We start from the raw sequence: 22,955 nt of genomic DNA on the forward strand, positions 1-22,955 counted from the left end.
TAACTCACGGTTTTGAATTGTGAAATTTTATCGATAAATTTATAATTCTCAGATATCGCAACTCAATTCGTTCGACGACCAGTACTCATTCAGCAACTACTCAATCAGCAAAATACCAATATCTCTGACATTTGTTCGCCCCGGAGCCCAATCTATAATCGAATCAATAGCTTCCAACCCAGTATAGCTGTTAAATTCCGTTAAAAGTAGTACCGGGTCACAACCCTTATCAATAAGTTTTTGCCAAGTTTGATTATCGACATAAGCGCCCGCAGCGCCTGAGTTACCGTCAAAACCATCGGAGGCAATGGTCACAAATTGAATCGGCTTTGAATAGTTGCGAATGATTTGTGCGACGAGCAAAGCCGAGTGTAAATTTCTACCTCCTATTCCAGTATCCTCGGGCAAATCTAGATACGTCTCACCATGAAATAAATACACGCCTTTGACTGACTTTTTGATCAGTGAGTGAATGCGTCCGACATAACTGGCTACACTCTCATCGATCTCCACAATATTGATTTCGGTATGCCCATTGAGTTTAAACATTCCTGCTATCGCTTCGCAAAGCTGTAAACTGTTACCAATGCATTGAGACTGACACAATAATCTTTCGGATGCTTCATCCTCTTTTCTGTTAAGTTGCACGTTCGTTAGACATTTTAAAACTTCATTAGGCAGCAAATCAGTTTTCAAATTGATGGGCTTTGGAAACAATAATCCTGAACCAACCAGACTCGGATCATCTCCAGCAACATCCGATAACATTAACTGAAGTAATGACGAGTTTTCAGGAAAGTAATTGAGCAATCCACCATTTTTGATCTTCGAAAACCGTTTTCGAAGATCATTCATGACTTCAATTGGCAGCGCATGGCGCAACATTAATTCATTCAGACGAAAAATTTCTGTCAGACCATGTTGCTCTTTTAAAACTTCCACCAATGCAGAGGATCCACCGGACATAAGGATGAGCCAATTTTTTGGTGTCGGTTGTGATTGGATAAATTGCACAAGCTTTTTGCCTGCGATTAAAGAACGTTTATCAGGAACAGGGTGACTTGACACTATTAACTTTGGAACGGGTAATGAATTTGCAATTGCTTTCCAATCGTTATCAAGCTTACGCTCAATATCCAAAGAGTAACCTTCTGGAAAAATAATCAGCGCTTTATCAATTCTCGCCGCCAAACTTTGCAATCCGAAATACATCGAAACAGCAGCTTTGCCAATAGCAATCACGTTAAAGCATTCATTATGAAAAATATTGGGGTGAATTAACAGGTACTCTTTAACCAGTTCCCGTGCATCATTGTTAACGAGTACCGTGTGAATTTCTGTAATTAAAGATTCTTTTACCAGGAGAGACAATGAAAAAGATCAATGTGAAAAGTTAAGAACGTTTAACATGGAAGAAAGCAAAACTCCAACGGTACCAAACACAATCCAATTAAAACTGACATTAGCAACCGTGAATAAATAGTAAAGCTTATCTCTCTTCGCAATATCCAAACCAATCCACATAAGGCTAAAACACGAAATTGCGTACACAGCAATACCAGAAAGCCAAGCCCAATGGCTCTTGGGCCACTCTATTGCATAGCTTAAAACTAATAATGCCTGTAAAACGACAATTATCCAGAAAATCCTTTGCATCATACGTTTAGCATTTGTGGTCTACTGAATTAGAATATTATTCCCATTAGTCGAAATAGTAGCTTAATTGAACATACTTTTAAACTAAGATAAGACCTGAAGCTACCATATAGAATGAAAATGAATAAAAACTCTATTAATGCCCTTAGGCTAACCAAGGATTAATAAAAAAACCAAGGCATTAAGCCTTGGTTTTTTATGTATTAACAGTAAATTGATGAAAATTTATTCGTAATACGCTTTTTCGTTTTCTGCCATGCTAACCAAAACAGGTGCCGGTTCAAAACGTTCACCACATTTGTCTTGATAGTATTTCAACCGTTCGACAATCGTTTTCACACTTTTTTCATCCATATATCGGAATGGTCCACCAAGAAATGGAGGAAAACCGATACCAAATACGGCACCGATATCACCGTCACGAGCACTTCGGATAATTCCTTCATCCAAACAACGAGCAGCCTCGTTAACCATCATCAAAACACAGCGCTCAACGATGTCATCTTCTGGAATACGAGTTCCGGGCTTAACCCCCAAGAGTTTGTACACACTTTCATCAACCAGTTTTTCACCCTTCTTACCACCGTATTGATAGAACCCCTTTCCATTTTTACGACCTTTACGGTCATCATTTTTCAACTTATCGAACATTTTTGGCGGTGTCATACGACTGCCAAATGCATTTTCAAGAATGGGAGAAACTTTAGTCGCTACATCAATACCGACTTCATCTAACAATGTCATTGGTCCCACCGGAAATCCAGTTTTGACCAAAGCTTTATCGATGAGATCAACACCAACGCCTTCTGATAAAAGATAAGCAGCTTCATTCATATAGGGCGCTAAAATTCGATTGACGTAAAATCCAGCACCGTCATTTACGACGATGACTGTCTTGCCTTGCTTTTTACCAAACTCCACACAAGTAGCAATAACATCATCACTTGTTTTATCAGTTTTAATAATTTCCAGTAGCGGCATTTTTTCTACGGGAGAAAAATAATGCAGTCCAATCACTTGTTCTGGACGTGAGCTGGCTTTTGTAATTTCAGCAATCGGAATGGACGATGTATTGGTCGCAAAAATGGTGTTATCCGAACAATGGGTTTCAACCTCTTTGACCATTTGATGTTTCAAATCCAAATCTTCAAATACGGCTTCAATCACCATATCAACACCTTTAAAGCCAGTATAATCAACTCCGCCGGTTAACATCGATTGAACTTTAGCCGCTTCAATTTTCGAATACTGTTTACGCTTCAGTTTTTTCTTCAGGATACTCCAGTTGTACTTCATGGCATTGTTAACGCCTTCCATCGATACATCCTTAAGACGCACAGGAATGCCCGCTTTTTCGACGGTAACCGAGGCTATCCCCGCACCCATCAAGCCGCCGCCTAAAACACCAACTCGTGAAATATCTTTCACCGCGGCTGAACCATCGACACCAGAATCTTTTTTCATTTCCGTCGTCGCGAAAAAGATCCCCATCAACTGTTTGGCAACCGGCGTCATCACCAACTCACCGAAATAACGCGCTTCAACTTCCAGGCCTTTTTCAAAACCATGCTCAGCGCCCATTTCAATACATTCAATGATTTTCAATGGGGCTGGATAATTGCCTTTGGTTTTTCCTTGAACCGTTTTGCGGGCTTTATCAAAAATTATTTTTCGACCAAAACTATTACTTTCTAGCGCAAGCTCTTGCGCGCCAGATGCGTTCATTGCGTTTTTCCAGTTCATCGGACGATCGTCACACGACTTTGACCAACGACCGGCTTTTGACATTGCCAATACACGTTTCTCGGCGGCTTTCATCAAGTTAGCCACTGGCACAATTTCATTAACAAGTCCGGCTTTTTTAGCGCGACGTGCATTCAATTGCTTGCCTGTTAACATCAAATCTAAGGCCGTCGCTATTCCGGTCAGTCGTGGCATACGCTGCGTGCCACCACTACCTGGCAAGACGCCTAACTGAACTTCAGGCAGTCCAAGTTTTGTTTTTGGGTTATCGGTACACACACGCTGATGACATGCCATTGCGAGTTCCAATCCACCGCCTAAACAAGCACCATCAATCGCTGCAACCGTCGGTATATTTAACTGCTCTAAACGATTAAAAATATCCTGCCCCGCTTTGGATAACTCTGCAGCCTCATTTTCGCTGGTAACCGCTTCTAACATTGAAATATCTGCGCCAGCAACAAAACTTCCTGGCTTACCGGAAGTGATGATCAAACCAACCACATTTTGATTTTCAATTTCATTTAACAAAGTTGCAATTTCATCAACAAATTCTTTTTTGAGCGTATTTTGCGTATCGCCGGGAACATCAATGGTAATGATGCCAATTTGCTGATCGTTTGTTTGAAACTGGAACGCACTCTTATTGTTACTCATTATTCAACCTCCAGAATCATTGCCGCGCCAAGTCCTCCTGCAGCACAAGCAGTCGTTAACGCAGTTCCACCACCGCGTCGTTTTAATTCATTTAACATCTGCGTGATTAAACGCGCGCCTGTTGCAGCAAATGGATGACCATAGGCCAAGCTACCACCCAGAACGTTAAACTTATCCATATCGATTTCACCAATCGCCGCACTGCGATTGAGTTTTTCTTTAGCAAACTCTTTAGACGCAAATGCTTTTACGTTGCACAAAGTTTGCGCTGCAAAAGCTTCGTGCATTTCAATTAGATCGAGATCGCTCAGTTTCATACCGGCTCGATCAAGCGCAATCGGAGTCGCATAGGAAGGCCCCATCAACATATCCCTAGTCGCATCAATGGCAGAGAAACCATAGCTTTTAATATAACCCAACACTTCATAACCGAGTTCTTTCGCACGTGACTCACTCATCATCAGAAGTGCTGCAGCACCATCGGTTAATGGCGTACTGTTTGCCGCGGTTAAAGTGCCGTGCTTTCTGTCGAAACAAGGTCTTAATTTCGCATAACCTTCTAACTTAGAATCAAAACGAATGTTGTTATCGATACGCATCCCTTTTTTGTAGGGTGGAACAAAAGCCGTCATCACTTCATCATCTAACTTACCATCATTCCAGGCTTGCGCAGCCAAAGTATGCGAACGATGCGCCAATTCATCTTGTTCTTCTCGAGTAATGCCATGATCACGCGCCATTTGCTCGGCGTTGTCACCCATGGTTAACCCTGTAGAGTACTCTTTAATCGCAGGAGGAACCGGCATTAAATCTTTCGGACGAATTTTTGAAATTAGTTTCAGCCGTTGACCCATAGTTTTTGCTTTACCCAAATCCATTAAGATTTGACCGAGCTTTCGAGAAACGCCAATTGGCACGACGGATGATGAATCAGCACCGCCGGCAATGGCAACAGATACGGTGCCCGCCATGATTGATTCAGCTACATTAACTGCCGATTGAAAACTGGTAGCACAGGCTCGAGTTACCGAATAAGCATCGGTATTCACATTCATGCCTGTTCCCAAAACAATTTCACGGGCAATGTTAGGCGCATCAGGCATGGTAATTACTTGACCGTAAACCAATTGCTCAATCAAATTCGGATCAATTTCAGTTTGCGCCATTAATTCGTTAACAACAAGCTTACCCAGATCTACCGCGTTCATCCCACGATAATGAGTTAACTGACGGGCAAATGGTGTACGCAGCCCTTTGACTATCGCTACTCGGTCACCCTTTGATGCTTTCCGAGTTGCTTTTTTCGCTTTAGGTTTTGCTTTGGCTTTCGGTTTGACTGATTCTTCTTCAGCCGGCTTTGTATCTTCAATTTCGCTCGACATGATTTATTATCTCAACAATTATTTCGGTTTGCCTTGAGTTTAGACTCTACTCCATTTTAATTCGACTTTCAAACAAGTGTTTAAATTGACTGTTTTGATTGCTAAAATTATTGGTTGTCGCAATTTGTTGCAAACTCAACAAATTCTATTCTGAATAAAACTGGAATTTTGTTGTCCAATCCGATACAACATACACCCCATTAATGCTTAAGGTGCAAGAAGTTAGACGATGGAAGTAAAAAACGAAATTCAACAATTAAAATCATTCCTCGAACAACGAATCGTCGGTCAGACCGATCTAGTGGAAAAAATACTAGTCGCCTTATTGGCAGATGGTCATCTTTTAGTCGAAGGTGCACCCGGCCTGGCGAAAACTCGAGCAATAAAAGAGCTTGCTCGCGGCGTCGAGGGTGATTTCCACCGCATACAATTTACCCCAGATTTATTACCGGCTGATTTAACGGGTACCGATATTTTTCGACCACAAACAGGCACCTTTGAATTTCAAAAAGGCCCTATTTTCCATAATTTAATTCTCGCCGATGAGATAAATCGCGCGCCAGCCAAAGTGCAATCGGCCCTACTCGAAGCAATGGCTGAACGACAAATTACGGTCGGCGGACACAGCTATCCGCTGCCCGACATTTTCATGGTTATGGCGACGCAAAATCCCATCGAGCAAGAAGGAACTTATCCTTTACCAGAAGCACAACTCGACCGCTTTTTGATGCATGTACTCGTTGACTATCCCAGTGCCGATGCTGAATTAGAAATATTAAAATTGTCTCGTGCAGAATCGCATCACGACGCGACTTTAAATGCTCCCGACGCAGAACTTACCCAAGAGGCTCTATTTGCCGCACGCGATCAAGTTCTGGATATTTATATGGCTGAAGAAGTTGAACAGTACATAGTGCAATTAGTTATGGCGACGCGTACGCCAGAAAAGTTCGACGAGCAACTCTCACGCTGGATCGATTTTGGTGGTAGTCCACGAGCGACCATTTCTCTCGATCGCTGTGCCCGCGCTAAAGCATGGCTAGAAGGCAGCGATTTTGTCACACCCGATAATGTTCAAAGTATCGCTCACGAAGTGTTAAGACACCGCGTTCTGCTTTCTTATGAAGCCGAAGCAGAAGGTGTAACCTCTGACGATGTTATCGAACGACTCATTCAAGTGGTTCCTGTTGCTTAACGACAAAGGCTTAACATTATTATGAAGCACTGGCGTCACAGCAATCCTTCAAAACCACCTTTAAAGCACCAACATCAGGTGGGAATCGAGCTGGCTCTGGAAGAACTTCTTGAGTCAAAACGATTTGCTGACAATCTGGAATTACCCACCCAGCAGAAAGTAAAAACCCATTTATTGGGAGGTTTTATTTCGCATTTTAAAGGTCGTGGCATGGACTTTGATGAAGCTCGCCTTTATCAAATGGGTGACGACATTCGATCTATCGATTGGCGAGTAACGGCTCGAACAGGAGAAGCTCACACAAAAATATATCGTGAAGAGCGCGAGCGCCCTGTTTTTGTCATTCTGGATCAATCAGCCAGCATGATGTTCGGTTCCCGGCAACAATTTAAAAGTGTTCTCGCTGCCAAACTAGCTTCGATAATTATGTGGAAGTCACTGGCCGATGGAAACCGATTCGGTGCACTGATTTTTGATGAATTCGAACATTTCGAAAATAAACCGGCGAGCACACGTAAAAACTGCTTAAGAGTGCTGAATAAAATTGTCGAAAATCACAATCAACAGATTGAACGCTTATATGTATCTCCCAGCAGCGAATTGCCCGGTGACAGCGGTCTGAGCCAAACCTTAAAAAGAACTCGAAAGTTGGCCCGCCCTGGCAGCCTAATTTTTATCCTGAGTGACTTTACTCAATTTGATAACGACTGTGAAAATCATTTACTGCGTCTCAGTCAACACAATGAGATCAGTTTACTGCAACTGAGCGATCCTCTTGAAAAAGATCTTCCTCCTTCGGGAAACTATACCATCACCAATGGTAAGCAACGAGTCGCCTTCAACACTCAGTCACGCAGTTTTAGAAAAAACTTTCATGAACAATTCGAACAGCGAGCTTCCTATTTAAAAAATTTAAGTATGAAAAACCGTATGCGTTGGAGTCTAGTAAATACCGAAGACAGTCTAGGGCAACTGCTTACAAATAATGGTTTGAGCTCATCGCGAGGTCGAGTATGAATCAGCCGGCACAAAGCGTCGATCCTCTCGCACAACTGAAAGATATTCACACACCGGATCCTATAAGCTGGTGGCCGTTAGCACCGGGTTGGTGGATTCTAGCGGTATTAATAATTATTACTCTTTTCTTTTTAACGCGATGGATTATCAAACGCGTTCAAGATAAGCCTGCTATAAAACAAGCAAAACAAGCCATTGAGCAATTAAAAACGAAACCACCTGAAAAACAGTTCTTAGTTGAGGCACTGCACCTTTTACGACGATCTGCCTTGTCAAAATTTGCTAAAGAGCAAGTCGCCAGTTTGCCTCTGCATACGCTCGCACAACAATTGTCAAAAGCACAACAATTGACATTAAATTCGCCTTCTATTGAACTGATGCACACAGCTCAATACGCGCCAGAAGTTTCTATCACTAACGATCAATGGCATTTATTTTTGCAAGATTTACAGCAACTCATTATCGCTCTGGATAAAACTCAATCCTTACCAAAGGAGGCCGAGCATGTTTGAGTTTGCCTGGCCTTTTCTACTTTGGTTACTGCCATTGCCTTTACTCATGTACGTTTTATTACCCAATGCCGCAGACCAACAGTCGGCCGCATTGCGCACCAGCTTGTTTTCTCGATGGCGACGATTATCTTCCCAAGAAGGGTCTGCTTCGAGAGGAAAACTTTGGCATTTACTATTAGCCATTCTAATCTGGATCGCTTTGATTATTGCCATGGCGCGTCCACAGTGGATTGGCGAACCCATTGAGTTACCAGCTTCCGGGCGCGATCTTATGATAAGTATTGATATTTCCGGTAGCATGGAAGCCAAAGACCTGAGTTTAAATGGTCAAAGAGCGACTCGACTGGAAGTGGTCAAAGACATCTTATCGGACTTTATTAAGAAGCGTGATGGTGATCGCCTTGGCCTAATTTTATTTGGAGAAAATGCGTATTTACAAACACCATTAACGTTTGACCTGATGACCATTCGCCATATGTTAATGGAGTCGGACATTGGCTTGGCCGGCGCCTCAAAAACAGCCATTGGTGATGGCATAGGTCTCGCCGTAAAGCGCTTGAAAGAACGCCCTTCAGAAAATCGTGTATTAATTTTACTAACCGATGGTCAAAACAATGCGGGAGCTCTTGAACCAATAGAAGCGGCAAAGTTAGCAAAGCATGCTGGAATTAAAGTGTATACCATTGGAGTTGGCGCCGATAAAATGATTGTTAACGATTTATTGTTCGGTCAACGTGTTGTTAATCCATCCGAGGAGCTGGATGAAGACACTTTAACAGCAATTGCGCAAATGACCGGAGGGCAATACTTTCGTGCACGAGACACACAAGAGTTAAAAACCATTTATGCGGAGCTCGACAAACTTGAGCCTATCGAAGAGGAAGGCGAAATTTATCGTCCAGTTAAAGAGCTATATTATTTACCACTTAGTGCTGCTTTAATCATTTATGCATTAGCATTTTTACTGAACTTGATGAATCAAATGATCATGGTTAGGAGAATTAGCTGATGGAATGGTTAATGAATCAATTCGACACCTTAACCTGGATCCGCCCGTGGGCGCTTTATCTATTATTACTTTTAATTCCCGTGTTACTGCTTGGCTGGCGAAGCGTTAAAAATCGCGGTCAGTGGCAAAAAGCTATCGACGAACACTTATTAAAATTTTTATTACAACAAGGCGAAACCAGTCGAAGTTTACTTCCCTTAATCGGTTTGATTTTAGGTCTTGCCGTCGGCATTATTGCTCTGGCAGGTCCAAGTTTTGATCGGCAGCCCGTTCCTGTCTATCGTTCTGGTGATGCTCGAGTTATTATTCTCGATTTGTCATTGTCGATGGACGCCGTTGACATTAAACCTTCTCGACTGACTCGTGCCAAACACAAACTAACCGACTTGCTCAATGCCAACAACGAAGGTGAATTAGCACTGATAGTGTACGCAGGCGATGCCTTTGTGATCAGTCCGCTAACCAGCGATGCCAAAACGATTGAAACAATGGTTCCAGTGTTATCGACTGGAATCATGCCCGTTCTAGGCAGTGAGCCTTATCTCGCCTTCGCCAAAGCGAAAGAACTACTCGACAATGCCGGAAAGCAAGACGGTCAAATCATCTGGATTACAGATGGTATTGAAGACATGGATGTCGAAATGATTTTAGATGAAATTAATGGCACCAGTTACTCATTATCGGTATTAACCGTCGCAACAAAAGACGGTGCGCCAATACCGTTACCCAACGATCAGGGGTTTTTGAAGAAAGATAATGGTGAGATTGTGATGCCAACGTTAAACATGGCGCCACTTCAAGAAATCGCTAACCAACATCCAACGGTCATTACCTCCATCACTCCCGACAATCAGGATATTCAGCGCCTTTTAAACAAAAGTGCGAGTGCCATTGATAAAGATGTTGAGAGTCAAGATGAAACCGTTAAAGATCGACTGGACCAAGGTTACTGGTTGATTATTCCATTGCTAATACTCTGCCTGTTCCTCTTCCGAAAGAATGCACAATTACCAGGCTTAGCGGTACTGGCAATGATTATGGTGCTACCGCCTAAAAGTCATGCCAGCTTCTGGGACGACCTTTGGTTAACTAAAGATCAACAAGCCCAGCGAGCACTGCAGAAAGAACAAGCAGAGAAAGCTGCACAACTATTTAAAAATAAAGATTGGAAAGGCAGTGCCCATTACAAAGCTGGAAACTATGAACAAGCCGAAACATTATTTTCCTCTGAGGACGATGCTACGTCTCTGTACAACAAGGGCAACGCATTAGCTCATCAACAGAAATTTGATGAGGCCATTGACGCTTATGAACAAGCACTCAAGAAGAATCCCGATATGGAAGACGCTCAGTTTAATAAAGAACTGTTGGAAAAACTAAAAGAACAACAAAAACAACAACAAGATTCGCAAGAGAATCAAGACCAACAAGAAAACCAAGATCAAAATCAGAATCAACAAGATCAGCAAAATAGTGAAAGTGAGCAGGACGAGCAAGAGCAAGAACAACAAGAGCAGCAGCAACAGCAAGAAAACCAGGAACAAAACAGCGAACAACAAAAGCAACAGCAGCAAGAAATGGATTTAGAAGATAACCGTGAAGAGCAAGAAAAGGATCAAGCACTTGAGCAATGGCTTAGAAAAATTCCCGATGATCCTGGCGGCTTACTGCGAAGAAAAATGTATCGTGAATATAAAAAACGTGGTCGAGAAAATCGCTACAGAAAAAAGGTATGGTAATTGGTGCTTAATATGAAGTCAGTCATCGTCGCGTTCTTACTATTGGTCAGCTCACAAGTGTCGGCAGGCATTAAAGCCTTTATAGACCGTCAAGACATTCATACGAATGAAACGTTTACATTAACTGTTGAGCTGGATGAGTACACTAACAATACACCTGACTTATCTTTATTTCCCAAAGAACTTAATGTACTAGGGAGCTCCAAATTTCATAGCTCCTCCATTATTAATGGTGTCTCTAAAACCCGCCTTGGTTGGAAAATTCAACTCATGGCCGATGAGCCCGGCGTCTATACCATTCCTGCCATTGAAGTGGGACAAAATAAAACATCTCCCATTCAATTAACGGTAAAAAAATCGAGCAGCAGCTTTAGTACGGATGAACAAGTAGAAGCCATTATGCTTAAAGCTGACGTTTCAAAAGACTCTGTTTTTGTTCAAGAACAAGTTGTCTTTACGATCAAATTGTATCGCGCACTTCAAACGCAATACGCGAGCCTGACAGAACCCAACTTAAATGATGCCTTAGTTGAAAAACTAGGTGAAGATGTACAGTACGAAACGACTGTTGATGGTCAACGTTATTTTGTTCTAGAGCGAAAATACGCAATTTTTCCACAAAAAAGTGGTGAACTTGAAATACCAGAAATTGTTTTTAGTGCAGATGTAGTACAAAGAAACAACGGCGGATTTGGTCGGCTACTCGGTCGAACCCGGCCAGTCAGCGTATCGACGGATCCGAAAACCGTATCAGTCAAAACCTACCCTCAAGGTCACTCTGGACTTTGGTTGCCGAGCAAAAAAGTGTCTATTGACAGTCGTTGGTCGAACTCGAAACAACACATTGTGGGACAACCCTCCACCTGGACCATTACTCTTACCGGCGTGGGTTTACATGAAAATCAACTTCCAGAGCTTGATTTACCGACAACACAGAATGTTAAGTGGTATCCCGACACCGCAGAGAAATCGAGGAACGTTACCAACGACGGCATTGTCGGCAAACGTGTCGAGCGTATCGCAGTGGTTCCGACAAAACCCGGCACTATCCAACTCCCCAAAATATCGTTTCGCTGGTACAACACAGAGACGAATCAATATGAAACGGCAGAGCTAAAAGCTCAAACAATTCAAGTCACCCCAAATCCCGAGATAAAAAGTTCGCCGGAACCTCAAGTAAATACGCTCGTCGAACCAACAAGCGAAACGGCAGAAACGCCCTCGATTTCGACCAGCAGAACATCAAATCCACTCTGGGTATGGCTTACTTTACTGTTCGCGATATTATGGATCGCCACTTTATTACTTTGGCTGACCAATCGGAAAAATGGAAACCTGGTGGAACGAAAAAGCCATTATAATCCACTCGATAACATTGATCTGAAAACCCAGATTGAAGCGGCAATCAACGCAAAAAACTCAGCAAAACTCTATCAGCACTTGCTAAACTGGATGAACACCATAGATGGCCCTGCGAGCTTTAACCAGCATCTATCGAAAATTCATGATGCAGATATTCGAGATGGATTAAAGTCGCTGGAAGCAAGTTTGTATGCCGGATCGAAAAGTAATTGGGATAAATATGGTCAAGTCAAAGGCTGGCTAAAATCCATTGAAAAACAGTTAACGATTAATCCGAAAAAACAGACAAACAACGCATTACCCGAACTTTACCCATCTAATTAATTCTTTCATCTAAGCATTCGAATGTGTCGCTGTAACGTGTAAAATGGCGGCACTTTCCAATGATTCAGTAATGGAGCACTCAATGAATTACTCAGAAACTAAGGCTGTGATTAGTGGCGGAGCATCTGGTCTTGGCGCCGGTGTTGCAAAAGATATTGTTGCCGCAGGTGGTCAAGTTGCACTGCTCGACATCAACGAAGAACAAGGTAATAAGTACGCTTCTGAACTGGGCGACAATGCCATTTTTATCAAAACTGACATCAGTCAGGAGCAAGATGTCGTTCACGCATTTGATAAGGCCGCTGAAAAAATGGGCGGAATAAATCTGGCGGTCGGATGCGCTGGTGTCTTAGGTAACGGTCGCATTTTAAGCAAAAAAGGTCCTATGCCCGCAGAGTTTTTTCAGAAAGTCGTCAACATTAATTTAGTCGGTTCATTTTTATTAACCCGTGAGGCTGCGAAACATATGCAAAAAAATGAGCCGAACGACGGTGGTGAGCGCGGGGTTATTGTTCATACCGCATCAATTGCCGCTTACGAGGGTCAATTTGGTCAGGTCGCTTACTCAGCAACTAAATCAGCATTAGTTGGTATGATTTTACCGACAGCAAGAGAATTCGCTCGCGACGGTATTCGCGCCATGGCAATCGCACCAGGCATCTTCGAAACACCGATGATGGATGGAGTCACCGACGAAATTCGCCAATCATTATACGACAGCGTCCCCTTTCCATCTCGTTTTGGTAAACCGGATGAGTTCTCATCCACAGTTCGCCATATTTTTGAAAACCCAATGCTTAATGGCAGTGTTATTCGATTAGACGGCGCTTGCCGACTGCAATAACCCCATAACTAATGACACCGAGTTTCGATTTAAACAAAATGCTCGGTGTCATCAAACTTTAAGCCAAAAGCTGATTTTCCCTTTCTTTCCCTCGCAATAACAAACTCAGTGAATCACTCATTAACGTCGTTTTAGTCGAGATAATCGCTCCGCTTTCTTATTCTTAGCTTCTTGCTTCGGCCAATCGCTCCAAAACTTCTCTATTCGTTCGATTCTACGACGATACGCCTGAGACTCTTTCTCGGTTGTGTTGAAATAGTTATCAAACGCTTCAGGATCTTGATTTAATAAATCAGTTGAAAATAGTGTCATTTGTCTTACTCCTCATTAGTTGATGAGTTCATTACACCAAAACAATCTGACCGAACTAGCGTCTGAATCTGGTTAAAACCGACCGATTATGGCGAAAATATGGCAATCACCAAAAATGACTTATTCCTGCTAAAACAGGTCTATACAGAATCCAGTAATAAAGAACAGGATTGAAGTGATTTCATCATAAGAAAACTCTAGTTATGATGTCAGTCGTATGAACAACACAGAAAAATTTAGAACACGGCATAAAGGATCATTATGATAATTTCAGGAAAATTTGACGTAACTTTAAATCCACTGGATACCTACGCGACATCACAAAATTCAATTAAGCTAGGCCGAATGGCCATCGATAAAACATTCTATGGAGAACTCTCTGCCAAAAGCACAGGAGAAATGTTAAATACTCGTTTACCTGTTGAGGGCAGTGCCGGCTACGTGGCAGTTGAATTCGTCACAGGGAAATTAAATGGAAAAGACGGTAGTTTCGTCTTGCAGCACTATGGAACAATGAGTAAAGATGGACAGAACCTAATCTTAGAAGTTGTGCCAGATTCGGGAATTGGCGAATTACAAGGTCTAAGTGGCAGTATGAGTATTCAAATTGAAAATGGACAACATTTTTATACTTTTGAATATGAATTAAACTGAAACAATTAATCACATTGCAAAGTTACTATAGCTTTTGTCATTCCTAACTGCCCAATAAGTAGCGATAAAACAAAATAAATTGTAACTTTGCAAGCTCACCTGCATTTCAACTTAGTCAATCTAGATTCGATCAAATATATTTTTTTTCGCAACATTTTCTAAACTTGCACCACAATACATACAATAATTAAAACTACTGGGCACTAACATACTGCACTGTATGCATTGATTCTTACTTTTTCTACGTTGCTCTCTCAGCTTAGTAGTTTCATCAATTTCATACTCAAGATCGAGAGTAACGTCTTGCAAATTTTTTTCTATGAACCGAGAAAGAGATTCGCAAACTAGCGAAAGCTTTTCCACTTCCTTTTCAAGATCGTTAATTCTTTCAGCATTGTCTTCGCTTTTCTTTACTGATCCTTTTGCGAGTTTTTCAGTTTTCCTATTAGCTTCGTAACGTCTATTGTGTGGAGGAATGAATGGGGTCATACATCTGTCCCTATATTTTTAACTGACCAGAAACTTTTTATCAAAGATAGCCACTGCGCGCAATATAGCAGCTAAGAATGAAGTAAGTACTCGTTTGAATACCAATCCAATAAAGGCTTAATAAAAAATAATAATTCTATTTAAAATTAATGAGTTATACAGTAATAATCATTGTAGGCTAGATAGAACTTAGCTAAAAATGACCCAATAATACCTATAATTTTCGGTCAATAACTAACTCAAAAGTCAGTCTAAAAGCTTCTAGAAGTCAAACAACTTCTGGGAGCAGTTCATCAGAAACACCATTTTCGTGCTCGCATGAGCAACAAAATCGAAAGCAATTTTGTCTATTGAAACGACTAGTTCAGCGCAAATATATACTGAGAGGGAAACGCGTAGTTGTCGTCTTCCGTTGAAAATGATGATTGATTAGCACTCTCTTGCAACCAGCGTAACACTCGTCGATTCGATACGCCCAACACCTCAGCGACTTCACTCACCACTCGACCTTCTCGCTTAACCATGTCTATTGCTCGCAATTTACGTTCAATATTCATCTTTTACTCCTCGATTAAAAAGACACAACCACAAACTAACCATTCGGACCCAGGCTCTTAAAGCTTTAGTCCTACTTAATTATTAGCATGAAATTATCATGCCATCTGTTTTTAACGAGATAATGACAAAGATCAGGAAAAAGTGATTATTTTGGCGTCAAAAAGATGCAAGTAGCGCTATCGATTGCACCGAGATATAGCAAATTAAAATAATTGGAATTAGTCGATGTCTTTGAGGGAGTGGAATGTCTATTACTCAGACATTCCACTAAGTTGGGCTTTATGATATGCAATATGATCGTCAATGAAGGACGCGATAAAAAAGTAGCTGTGATCGTATCCATCTCTAATACTTAGTTCGAGAGGAACTTCTGCTTCATGACAGGCTTGCAGTAATAACTCCGGTTTTAGTTGTGGCTCCAGAAAATCGTCTGCTTTTCCTTGATCCACTTTAATGTGGGGAACACGATATCCTTTAGCAATCAGCTGACAAGCATCGTATTGCTCTAGCTCGCAGCCTTGCTCCAAATAGCCAGAAAATGCCTTTTTTCCCCAAGCAACTTGACTCGGAGCACAAATAGGCGCGAAAGCCGACACAGAGCGAAATTGATCGGGATGCTTTAAACCAATCGTTAATGCTCCGTGACCGCCCATGGAGTGGCCTGAAATACCGATTCGTTTAACATCGATAGGAAATTGCTCAGTGACCAATTTAAATAATTCATCAACGATATAGGTGTACATATTGTAGTTCGACTGCCAAGGCTTTTTTGTCGCATCCAGATAAAATCCTGCGCCAGAACCAAAGTCCCAATCGTCATCTTCACCTTCGATGTCAACGCCACGAGGACTGGTGTCTGGTGCAACAATAATCATTTGGTGTTGAACGGCATAGCGTTCACATGCCGCTTTTTGTACAAAATTTTGATCATTACACGTTAAACCAGATAACCAAAACAAAGCTGCTTTTTTATCTTTAGTTTCACCTTGCTGAACATCAAAGGGCAAAAAGATGGAAAATGTCATTTCACACTGACAGCTTGATGAAAAATGCTCATAGCGTTGCCAGTAACCGTCAAAACATTTGTGTTGTTCAAGTAATTTCATAATTTAAAACTTTATCACGGAACGAATCGACTTGCCTTGATGCATTAAATCAAAGGCTTCATTTATTTTTTCAAGCGACATTTCGTAAGACACCATAGGATCGATTTTAATGGTTCCCTTCATATAATTTTCAACATAATCGGGTAATTGACTACGCCCTTTCACGCCGCCAAACGCTGTTCCTTTCCAGGTTCTTCCGGTAACCAACTGAAAAGGTCGCGTCGATATTTCTTCGCCAGCACCAGCCACACCAATGATTACACTGACGCCCCAACCTTTATGGCAAGACTCTAATGCAGTACGCATTAAAGAGACATTACCCACGCACTCAAATGAATAATCGACACCGCCATTAGTCATTTCCACAATCGCTTCTTGTAGTGGGCCACTAATATCTTTTGGGTTCACGCAGTCGGTTGCACCCAATTGCTTGGCCATTTCAAATTTCTCGGGATTTAAATCAATGGCAATAATGCGTTTTGCTTGCGCCATAACAGCACCTTGAATTACGCTTAAACCGATACCACCTAAGCCGAATACCGCAACTGTTGAACCAGCTTCTACTTTGGCTGTATTTAAAACCGCACCGATTCCTGTTGTGATCCCACAGCCTAATAAACAAACCCTTTCTAGAGGTGCTGCAGAGTTTATTTTCGCTAAAGAAATTTCTGGCAATACCGTATATTCAGAAAAGGTAGAAGTGCCCATATAATGAAAAATCTTTTTTCCTTTATACGAAAAACGAGAAGTTCCATCGGGCATCAATCCTTGACCCTGTGTTACTCGGATAGATTGGCACAAATTTGTTTTTCCAGATAGACAGAAGTTACAGGTTTTACATTCAGGAACGTATAAAGGGATAACGTGATCCCCCGGTTTGAGATCTTTCACGCCTTCGCCAACTTCAACAACAACTCCTCCACCTTCATGTCCTAGAACACTGGGAAAAATTCCTTCTGGATCAGCTCCAGACAAAGTGTAAGCGTCAGTGTGACAAACGCCGGTCGCCATAATCTGAACTAAAACTTCGCCTTTTTTTGGACCTTCTAAATCTAATTCCACAATTTCCAGTGGAGACTTTGCTTCAAATGCAACTGCCGCTCGTGTTTTCATCGATAAACTCCTCAAATAGGTCAGAAACTATAGCAAGTGTTTCTGCGGCTCAACAAGACAACCGGTTTCTCATATTGAGTTAAATAGATGACATTTCCTAAACGTTTTTTCCACAAGTAAAAAAAAGAGGAGACTTAACTCCTCTTTTACAGATGAACATAATTTAGCAATATCAACTTTTCTTATTAACCACCGTTTTCTTCTTAGCAGCCGTTTTCTTTTTCGATGCAGGCTTCTCTTTAGTTACTTTACTCATTGGCAACTTACTCATGGGTCGTGAAGCGTTGAGTGCAGTCTCTTGTGCGACCGCTGCAGAGCGAATACAGTTTTGAACGAGAATGACAAGCTCTCGTAAGGCCACGGAGAACTTAGCAAACTCATGGCTGCTACTCGCTCGAAAATCAGCAACCATTTGTCGCCATCGATTCAGTAACTCATCGTTGTTATCTAACCATGTTTGAATCTTTTGCTCTGCCGTTGTACAGTCTGATGTCATCTGAATTAACGCAACCGTTAAACTGCGCTGCTGCCAATCCAGCTCTTCTCGGAATGATGCTCGAGCAAACGCTTGCCAATGATTGTCAACCGGCTGCGACACGATTTGATTCAAGAACCAATGCAGTTCAAGTTCAGCACCGAGTTGATAGTAAACATCAGCAACCATCTTAATAGGTAAACTGGTCATTTTTGACATTTCAACGATGTCTAATGCAGAAAACATAGTGCTTAAGTAGGTGACATTCGATGCCAACGGCTTTGGCACACCATCATTAACCATAGAGTCAATTTTCTTTTCTAACTCTTTTAGCTCAGATTCTTCTAATGATTTAGCCACTTGCTTTTGCAACTCTTGAACGCCCGACTTAAAGTATTCTATTCCTTCGTTAATCGCCAAATTCTTACGACGATGTCGCAAGAACCATCGTGTACAGCGTCGAACCATTCGTTGAGTCTGATACATCATATCAACTTGCGTTCTCGCTGGAACTTGATGATCCAAACTCTGGATATCAGACCACATCTTGTCCATCGAAAAAATTTCTTTTGCAAGAGTAAAACAAATACCAACATCCGCAGGTGTCGCACCTGTTTCATCAATGATTCGATAAACGAAATTACTGCCGAGATAATCGGCCATTTTATTGGCAAGTACCGTTGAAATAATTTCATCTCGCAGTGGATGTTGCTTTATTTCATTAACAAACTTTTTACGAATCGGTTTTGGGAAGTAGTCTATCAACACCTGCTCAAAGTAAGCTTCTTGAGTAATTTCAGGTGCTAATAAAGATTCTTTTAATTCCATTTTTCCGTAAGCTAACAAAACAGCTAACTCTGCTCGCGTCAACCCTTCCTCTTGTGCCATGCGCTCAGTCATTTCTTCATCGTTAGGCATGAACTCAAGTGCACGATTCAACTTGTTATCACGCTCTAACGCATGAATAAATCGCATTTGCTCTTTTAACATAAATGGCGCTCGAGCTTCGGTGCAACTAATGGATTGCGCTTGTAAATAATTTTCAAGCAATACCATTTCGGCCACTTCGTCGGTCATATCCATAAACAACTTATCGCGTTGCTTACTGGTCATATCGCCTGCTTCAACGACTTTATTGAGCAGTATTTTGATATTTACTTCGTGATCCGAACAGTTAACACCACCCGCATTATCAATAAAGTCGGTATTACATCGGCCACCGTTGCGCATAAATTCAATTCGACCGAGCTGAGTTAAACCAAGGTTTCCACCCTCTCCGACAACCTTACAACGTAACTCACTGCCGTTAATTCGTAAGCCATCATTGGCTCGGTCACCCACTTCAGAATGATGCTCATCGATCCCCTTAACATAAGTTCCAATACCGCCGTTCCAAAGCAAATCATACTCCGCTTTTAGCAATGCATTGATCAATTCATTAGGTGCCATTGAGGCCTTTTTAACGCCCAACATCTTTTTCATTTCTGGCGTCAGATTAATGGACTTGGCCGATCGAAGGAAAACTCCACCGCCTTTTGAAATTAACTCTGAATTATAGTCTTCCCAGCTTAAACCCGGGTTTTCAAACAGCCGTTTTCGCTCTTCCCAGCTCGCTGCTGCATCTGGGTTTGGATCGATAAAAATATGTAAATGATTAAAGGCACCGATGAGTCGAATATGTTTTGACAACAACATACCATTACCAAAAACATCACCGCCCATGTCGCCAATTCCGACAACCGTAAAGTCCTGAGTCTGTGTGTTGTGCCCCATTTCCATAAAGTGTCGTTTAACACTTTCCCAGGCTCCGCGTGCGGTAATACCCATTTTCTTATGGTCATATCCAACACTGCCACCCGAGGCAAAGGCATCGCCTAACCAAAACCCATACTCTTGCGATAGACCATTCGCGATGTCAGAAAAGGTTGCAGTTCCTTTATCCGCTGCAACAACTAAATAAGGATCAGGCTCGTCATAACGAACGACATTTTCGGGAGCAACAACTTCTTCATCAATGTAATTGTCCGTAATATCGAGAAGTCCGCTAATAAATGTTTTATAACACTCGACACCTTCTTTAAAAAAGGCTTCGCGTCCACCTTCGGTGGGTAGCTTTTTACAAACAAAGCCGCCTTTTGACCCTACCGGTACAATGACCGTATTTTTAACTTGTTGTGCTTTTACCAGTCCTAAAATTTCAGTTCGGAAATCTTCACGACGATCGGACCAACGCAATCCACCGCGAGCGACTTTACCACCTCGCAAATGAACGCCTTCTACTCGAGGTGAGTAAACAAAAATTTCAAACATAGGTATCGGAAGAGGAACATCGGGTATTTTCTTCGGATTTAACTTTAATGAAATGTATTCTTTTGCTTCACCATTCTTATCCAACTGATAAAAGTTAGTTCTCAAAGTTGCATCAATCGCTTTCATAAAGCGACTTAATATCTTATCTTCATCCAAGTTACTCACTTGGTCGAGCATACCCTCAATTTCTTTATTAAGTTCTCGTTGCCTTTCAGCATCTCTTTCAATTGAAGGATCAAATTTATGTGCAAAGTACTCGACTAACTTACGAGAGATAAGTGGATATTTTGCTAACGTTTCTTCTATGTAACTTTGGCTAAACGTAAATCCGATTTGCCACAAGTATTTAGCATAAGCACGCAAAATAGAGGTTTCACGCCAATCCAATCCAGCGGATAAAACTAATCGATTAAACCCGTCATTCTCAGCCCGACCATTCCACGTTTGTAAAAAAGCATCTTGAAATTTTGATTTTATGTCACTTAGCACTAGCTCTTTACCCGACGAGTGCATCATGCTGAAATCCATAATCCAACGAACCGCTCGATTTTTTAAATCTACTTTGTAAGGTGTTTCGCCCAGAACTTCGAGCCCCATATTTTCAAGCATCGGCATGACGTCGGACAAGGGTGTCGGTTGATCGCGATGAAACAACTTAAACTTTAGCATCCCTTCGGTATCTTCTTGCGGACGATAAAGCAGCATGCTCAAACTTTTGGTTGGCGATAAACTTTCTAAATGCTTAACATCCAAAACCGCTGTTTGTGGCAAGATTTCATCTTTATAACCAGATGGGTAAGCTTCATTGTAAGTCACCGCTAAACGGCCACCTTGCGCTTCACCATATTCGCTTTTTAACGCATCCGTAAAATTATCATCCCACGAACGAGCAGCCTCGGTTAATTCCTGCTCCATAGATTGAATGTCGTACTCAATATTCTCAGCATTATCCACCGGAACAGTGAATTGAATTCTCGCCAAAATGGATTCAGAAAAAGTTGTCGTAAAGTTGATTTCACCACTGGCTTGAAAAGTTTCGGCAAGAATGCTCGTAAATTTCAAGCGCAACTTCGTAGTATAAATTTCTCTCGGAACATAAACCAAACATGAGAAAAACCGACCATAGGGGTCACGACGAACGAACAATCGAATTAACGCTCGTTCTTTTATGTGCATCACACCGACTGCTGTTCCTAATAAGTCATGTATACTAATCTGAAATAGCTCGTCACGCGGATAAGTTTCCAAAATATTGCGTAATACTTTTGAATCGTGACCACCTTGTGGAAGACCTGAGCAATCAAGAACAGCTTGAATTTTTTCCCTCAATACTGGTATCGACATTGGATTAACATTGTATGCCGCCGACGTATATAAACCTAAGAATCGATCCTCACCAATAACATTGCCCTGTTCATCAAAACGTTTAATTCCGATGTAATCGATGTGCGCTGGACGATGAACGGTACTCATCGCACTTAACTTTGTTAGAACCAATAACGTTGAACTGTCCAAAATAAGTCGCTGGGCGCCCTTAGGCAAATCGGACAGGGAATATTTTTTGGGCGACCAATGGGGCAAGGTTGCTAAACCAAGTGTCGATTTTTTTTGAGGTACTAAATAAGTTTTTCCATCGGACTCTTTTAAATCATACGATGTGTAAGCAAGAAGTGTGAAATGGTTCCCAGAAATCCAATCTAGAAACGCCAATGTCTCTGCTTTTTTCTCGTCCGACACGTTCGATTTGTAATTTTCAACACGAGAAGTCACTTCTTGAAGTTTGTCTTTCATCGGTGACCAATCACGAACAGTCGTTCGAACATCCTTTAAAATTCGCTCTAAATTCTCTTGAATGTGATCAAGCTCTTCCTGCTTAACTTGACGATCCACCTCAAGATACATCGGTGTGATACAAGAACGATCGTCATTTTCGCTCGCAAGTTCAATATTTGCGATTTTGTGGCCCTTATCACGTTCTACCGCGATGGGTAAGTGAATGTGTAAGTGAATTCCCAAGCCCAACCGATTTAATTCCATACGAACAGAATCAACCAAAAACGGCATATCAGGATGAACAAGCTCGATTACGGTGTAATTGGAGTGCCAGCCATGACTTTCAAATTCCGGATTAACGACGCGAACACAGACATCGTCTGAAGCGCCTTGATTAATAAAGTTCCATAAACTGAGCACTGAGGCATAAAGGTCGTTAGCAGCTCGATCATTAAGATCTTCAGGAGAGATACTACCGTAAAAGAATTGTGCAAAGCGACTAACTACGTTTGCTTGCTCTTTTTTGAATTTGCTTTCAATGAGTTTAATGACGTTTTCGAGGAGCACAGGTTGATGCTCATTAGGTGCCTGCGTCATAAATGCTTGTCCTTCCTACTTTGAATTTAATCGATTTGAGCGTAAAAATTTTTGCGATCGTCAAAGGGATAATTCTAGGCTAATAACAAACACTTCGCATCATGCAATTTAATGTTTTTTAAGAAAAA

General features: G+C 41.6%; 18 protein-coding genes. 8 read left to right on the forward strand and 10 right to left on the reverse strand.

Going from position 1 to position 22,955, the window contains the following annotated elements:
• Positions 1–96: 96 nt before the first annotated feature.
• From FAX86_RS10595 to fadI, 4 genes are all read right to left on the reverse strand, one after another.
• On the reverse strand, positions 97–1,371 hold the full coding sequence (locus tag FAX86_RS10595; protein ID WP_144393390.1) for a DUF4147 domain-containing protein: 1,275 nt from the start codon (positions 1,369–1,371) through the stop codon (positions 97–99).
• A 9-nt stretch (positions 1,372–1,380) separates the two neighbouring features.
• The gene (locus tag FAX86_RS10600) at positions 1,381–1,659 is read right to left on the reverse strand and encodes a hypothetical protein (protein ID WP_144393391.1); all 279 of its coding nucleotides are present in this window, start codon (positions 1,657–1,659) and stop codon (positions 1,381–1,383) included.
• A gap of 222 nt (positions 1,660–1,881) precedes the next feature.
• A complete protein-coding gene (gene fadJ / locus FAX86_RS10605; protein ID WP_144393392.1) occupies positions 1,882–4,056 on the reverse strand; it encodes a fatty acid oxidation complex subunit alpha FadJ in 2,175 nt (724 codons plus the stop codon).
• Positions 4,056–5,438, reverse strand: coding sequence for an acetyl-CoA C-acyltransferase FadI (gene fadI, locus FAX86_RS10610; RefSeq protein WP_144393393.1), 1,383 nt, complete (start codon positions 5,436–5,438; stop codon positions 4,056–4,058). Before fadI ends, fadJ begins: the two co-directional genes overlap by 1 nt.
• Positions 5,439–5,667: 229 nt before the next feature.
• Here fadI and FAX86_RS10615 point away from each other — a divergent pair, with 229 nt between their 5' ends.
• From FAX86_RS10615 to FAX86_RS10645, 7 genes are all read left to right on the forward strand, one after another.
• Positions 5,668–6,633 (forward strand): AAA family ATPase, encoded by a 966-nt coding sequence (locus tag FAX86_RS10615; RefSeq protein WP_144393394.1) that lies wholly within the window; start codon positions 5,668–5,670, stop codon positions 6,631–6,633.
• A 21-nt stretch (positions 6,634–6,654) separates the two neighbouring features.
• On the forward strand, positions 6,655–7,650 hold the full coding sequence (locus FAX86_RS10620; protein ID WP_144393395.1) for a DUF58 domain-containing protein: 996 nt from the start codon (positions 6,655–6,657) through the stop codon (positions 7,648–7,650).
• The gene (locus FAX86_RS10625) at positions 7,647–8,162 is read left to right on the forward strand and encodes a DUF4381 domain-containing protein (RefSeq protein ID WP_144393396.1); all 516 of its coding nucleotides are present in this window, start codon (positions 7,647–7,649) and stop codon (positions 8,160–8,162) included. The genes FAX86_RS10620 and FAX86_RS10625 overlap by 4 nt, the downstream gene beginning before the upstream one ends.
• Complete coding sequence (locus tag FAX86_RS10630) at positions 8,155–9,171, forward strand: vWA domain-containing protein (RefSeq protein WP_144393397.1); 1,017 nt, start codon at positions 8,155–8,157, stop codon at positions 9,169–9,171. Before FAX86_RS10625 ends, FAX86_RS10630 begins: the two co-directional genes overlap by 8 nt.
• Positions 9,171–10,910 carry a vWA domain-containing protein gene (locus FAX86_RS10635; RefSeq protein ID WP_144393398.1) on the forward strand — a complete coding sequence of 580 codons (1,740 nt, stop codon included), beginning with the start codon at positions 9,171–9,173 and terminating at the stop codon, positions 10,908–10,910. The genes FAX86_RS10630 and FAX86_RS10635 overlap by 1 nt, the downstream gene beginning before the upstream one ends.
• Positions 10,911–10,922: 12 nt before the next feature.
• Positions 10,923–12,596, forward strand: a complete 1,674-nt coding sequence (locus FAX86_RS10640; RefSeq protein WP_144393399.1) for a BatD family protein — start codon at positions 10,923–10,925, stop codon at positions 12,594–12,596.
• An 82-nt stretch (positions 12,597–12,678) separates the two neighbouring features.
• The gene (locus FAX86_RS10645; RefSeq protein WP_144393400.1) at positions 12,679–13,440 is read left to right on the forward strand and encodes an SDR family NAD(P)-dependent oxidoreductase; all 762 of its coding nucleotides are present in this window, start codon (positions 12,679–12,681) and stop codon (positions 13,438–13,440) included.
• A gap of 120 nt (positions 13,441–13,560) precedes the next feature.
• Here the strand turns inward: FAX86_RS10645 and FAX86_RS10650 are convergent, their stop codons facing one another.
• A complete protein-coding gene (locus tag FAX86_RS10650) occupies positions 13,561–13,752 on the reverse strand; it encodes a hypothetical protein (protein ID WP_144393401.1) in 192 nt (63 codons plus the stop codon).
• A 261-nt stretch (positions 13,753–14,013) separates the two neighbouring features.
• Between FAX86_RS10650 and FAX86_RS10655 the strand changes: the two genes are divergently transcribed.
• Positions 14,014–14,406, forward strand: coding sequence for a DUF3224 domain-containing protein (locus FAX86_RS10655; RefSeq protein WP_144393402.1), 393 nt, complete (start codon positions 14,014–14,016; stop codon positions 14,404–14,406).
• Positions 14,407–14,526: 120 nt separating this feature from the next.
• On the opposite strand, the gene FAX86_RS10660 is transcribed toward FAX86_RS10655, so the two are convergent.
• From FAX86_RS10660 to FAX86_RS10680, 5 genes are all read right to left on the reverse strand, one after another.
• Positions 14,527–14,895, reverse strand: coding sequence for a hypothetical protein (locus FAX86_RS10660; protein ID WP_144393403.1), 369 nt, complete (start codon positions 14,893–14,895; stop codon positions 14,527–14,529).
• A 359-nt stretch (positions 14,896–15,254) separates the two neighbouring features.
• A complete protein-coding gene (locus tag FAX86_RS10665; protein WP_144393404.1) occupies positions 15,255–15,452 on the reverse strand; it encodes a helix-turn-helix domain-containing protein in 198 nt (65 codons plus the stop codon).
• A gap of 252 nt (positions 15,453–15,704) precedes the next feature.
• Positions 15,705–16,559, reverse strand: a complete 855-nt coding sequence (fghA, locus tag FAX86_RS10670) for an S-formylglutathione hydrolase (RefSeq protein ID WP_144393405.1) — start codon at positions 16,557–16,559, stop codon at positions 15,705–15,707.
• A gap of 3 nt (positions 16,560–16,562) precedes the next feature.
• On the reverse strand, positions 16,563–17,672 hold the full coding sequence (locus tag FAX86_RS10675; RefSeq protein ID WP_144393406.1) for an S-(hydroxymethyl)glutathione dehydrogenase/class III alcohol dehydrogenase: 1,110 nt from the start codon (positions 17,670–17,672) through the stop codon (positions 16,563–16,565).
• A gap of 172 nt (positions 17,673–17,844) precedes the next feature.
• On the reverse strand, positions 17,845–22,827 hold the full coding sequence (locus FAX86_RS10680) for an NAD-glutamate dehydrogenase (RefSeq protein ID WP_144393407.1): 4,983 nt from the start codon (positions 22,825–22,827) through the stop codon (positions 17,845–17,847).
• Between the last annotated feature and the right edge of the window lie 128 nt (positions 22,828–22,955).

It is taken from the genome of Pleionea sediminis (genome assembly GCF_007570825.1).
Taxonomy (GTDB): Bacteria; Pseudomonadota; Gammaproteobacteria; order Enterobacterales; family Kangiellaceae; genus Pleionea; species Pleionea sediminis.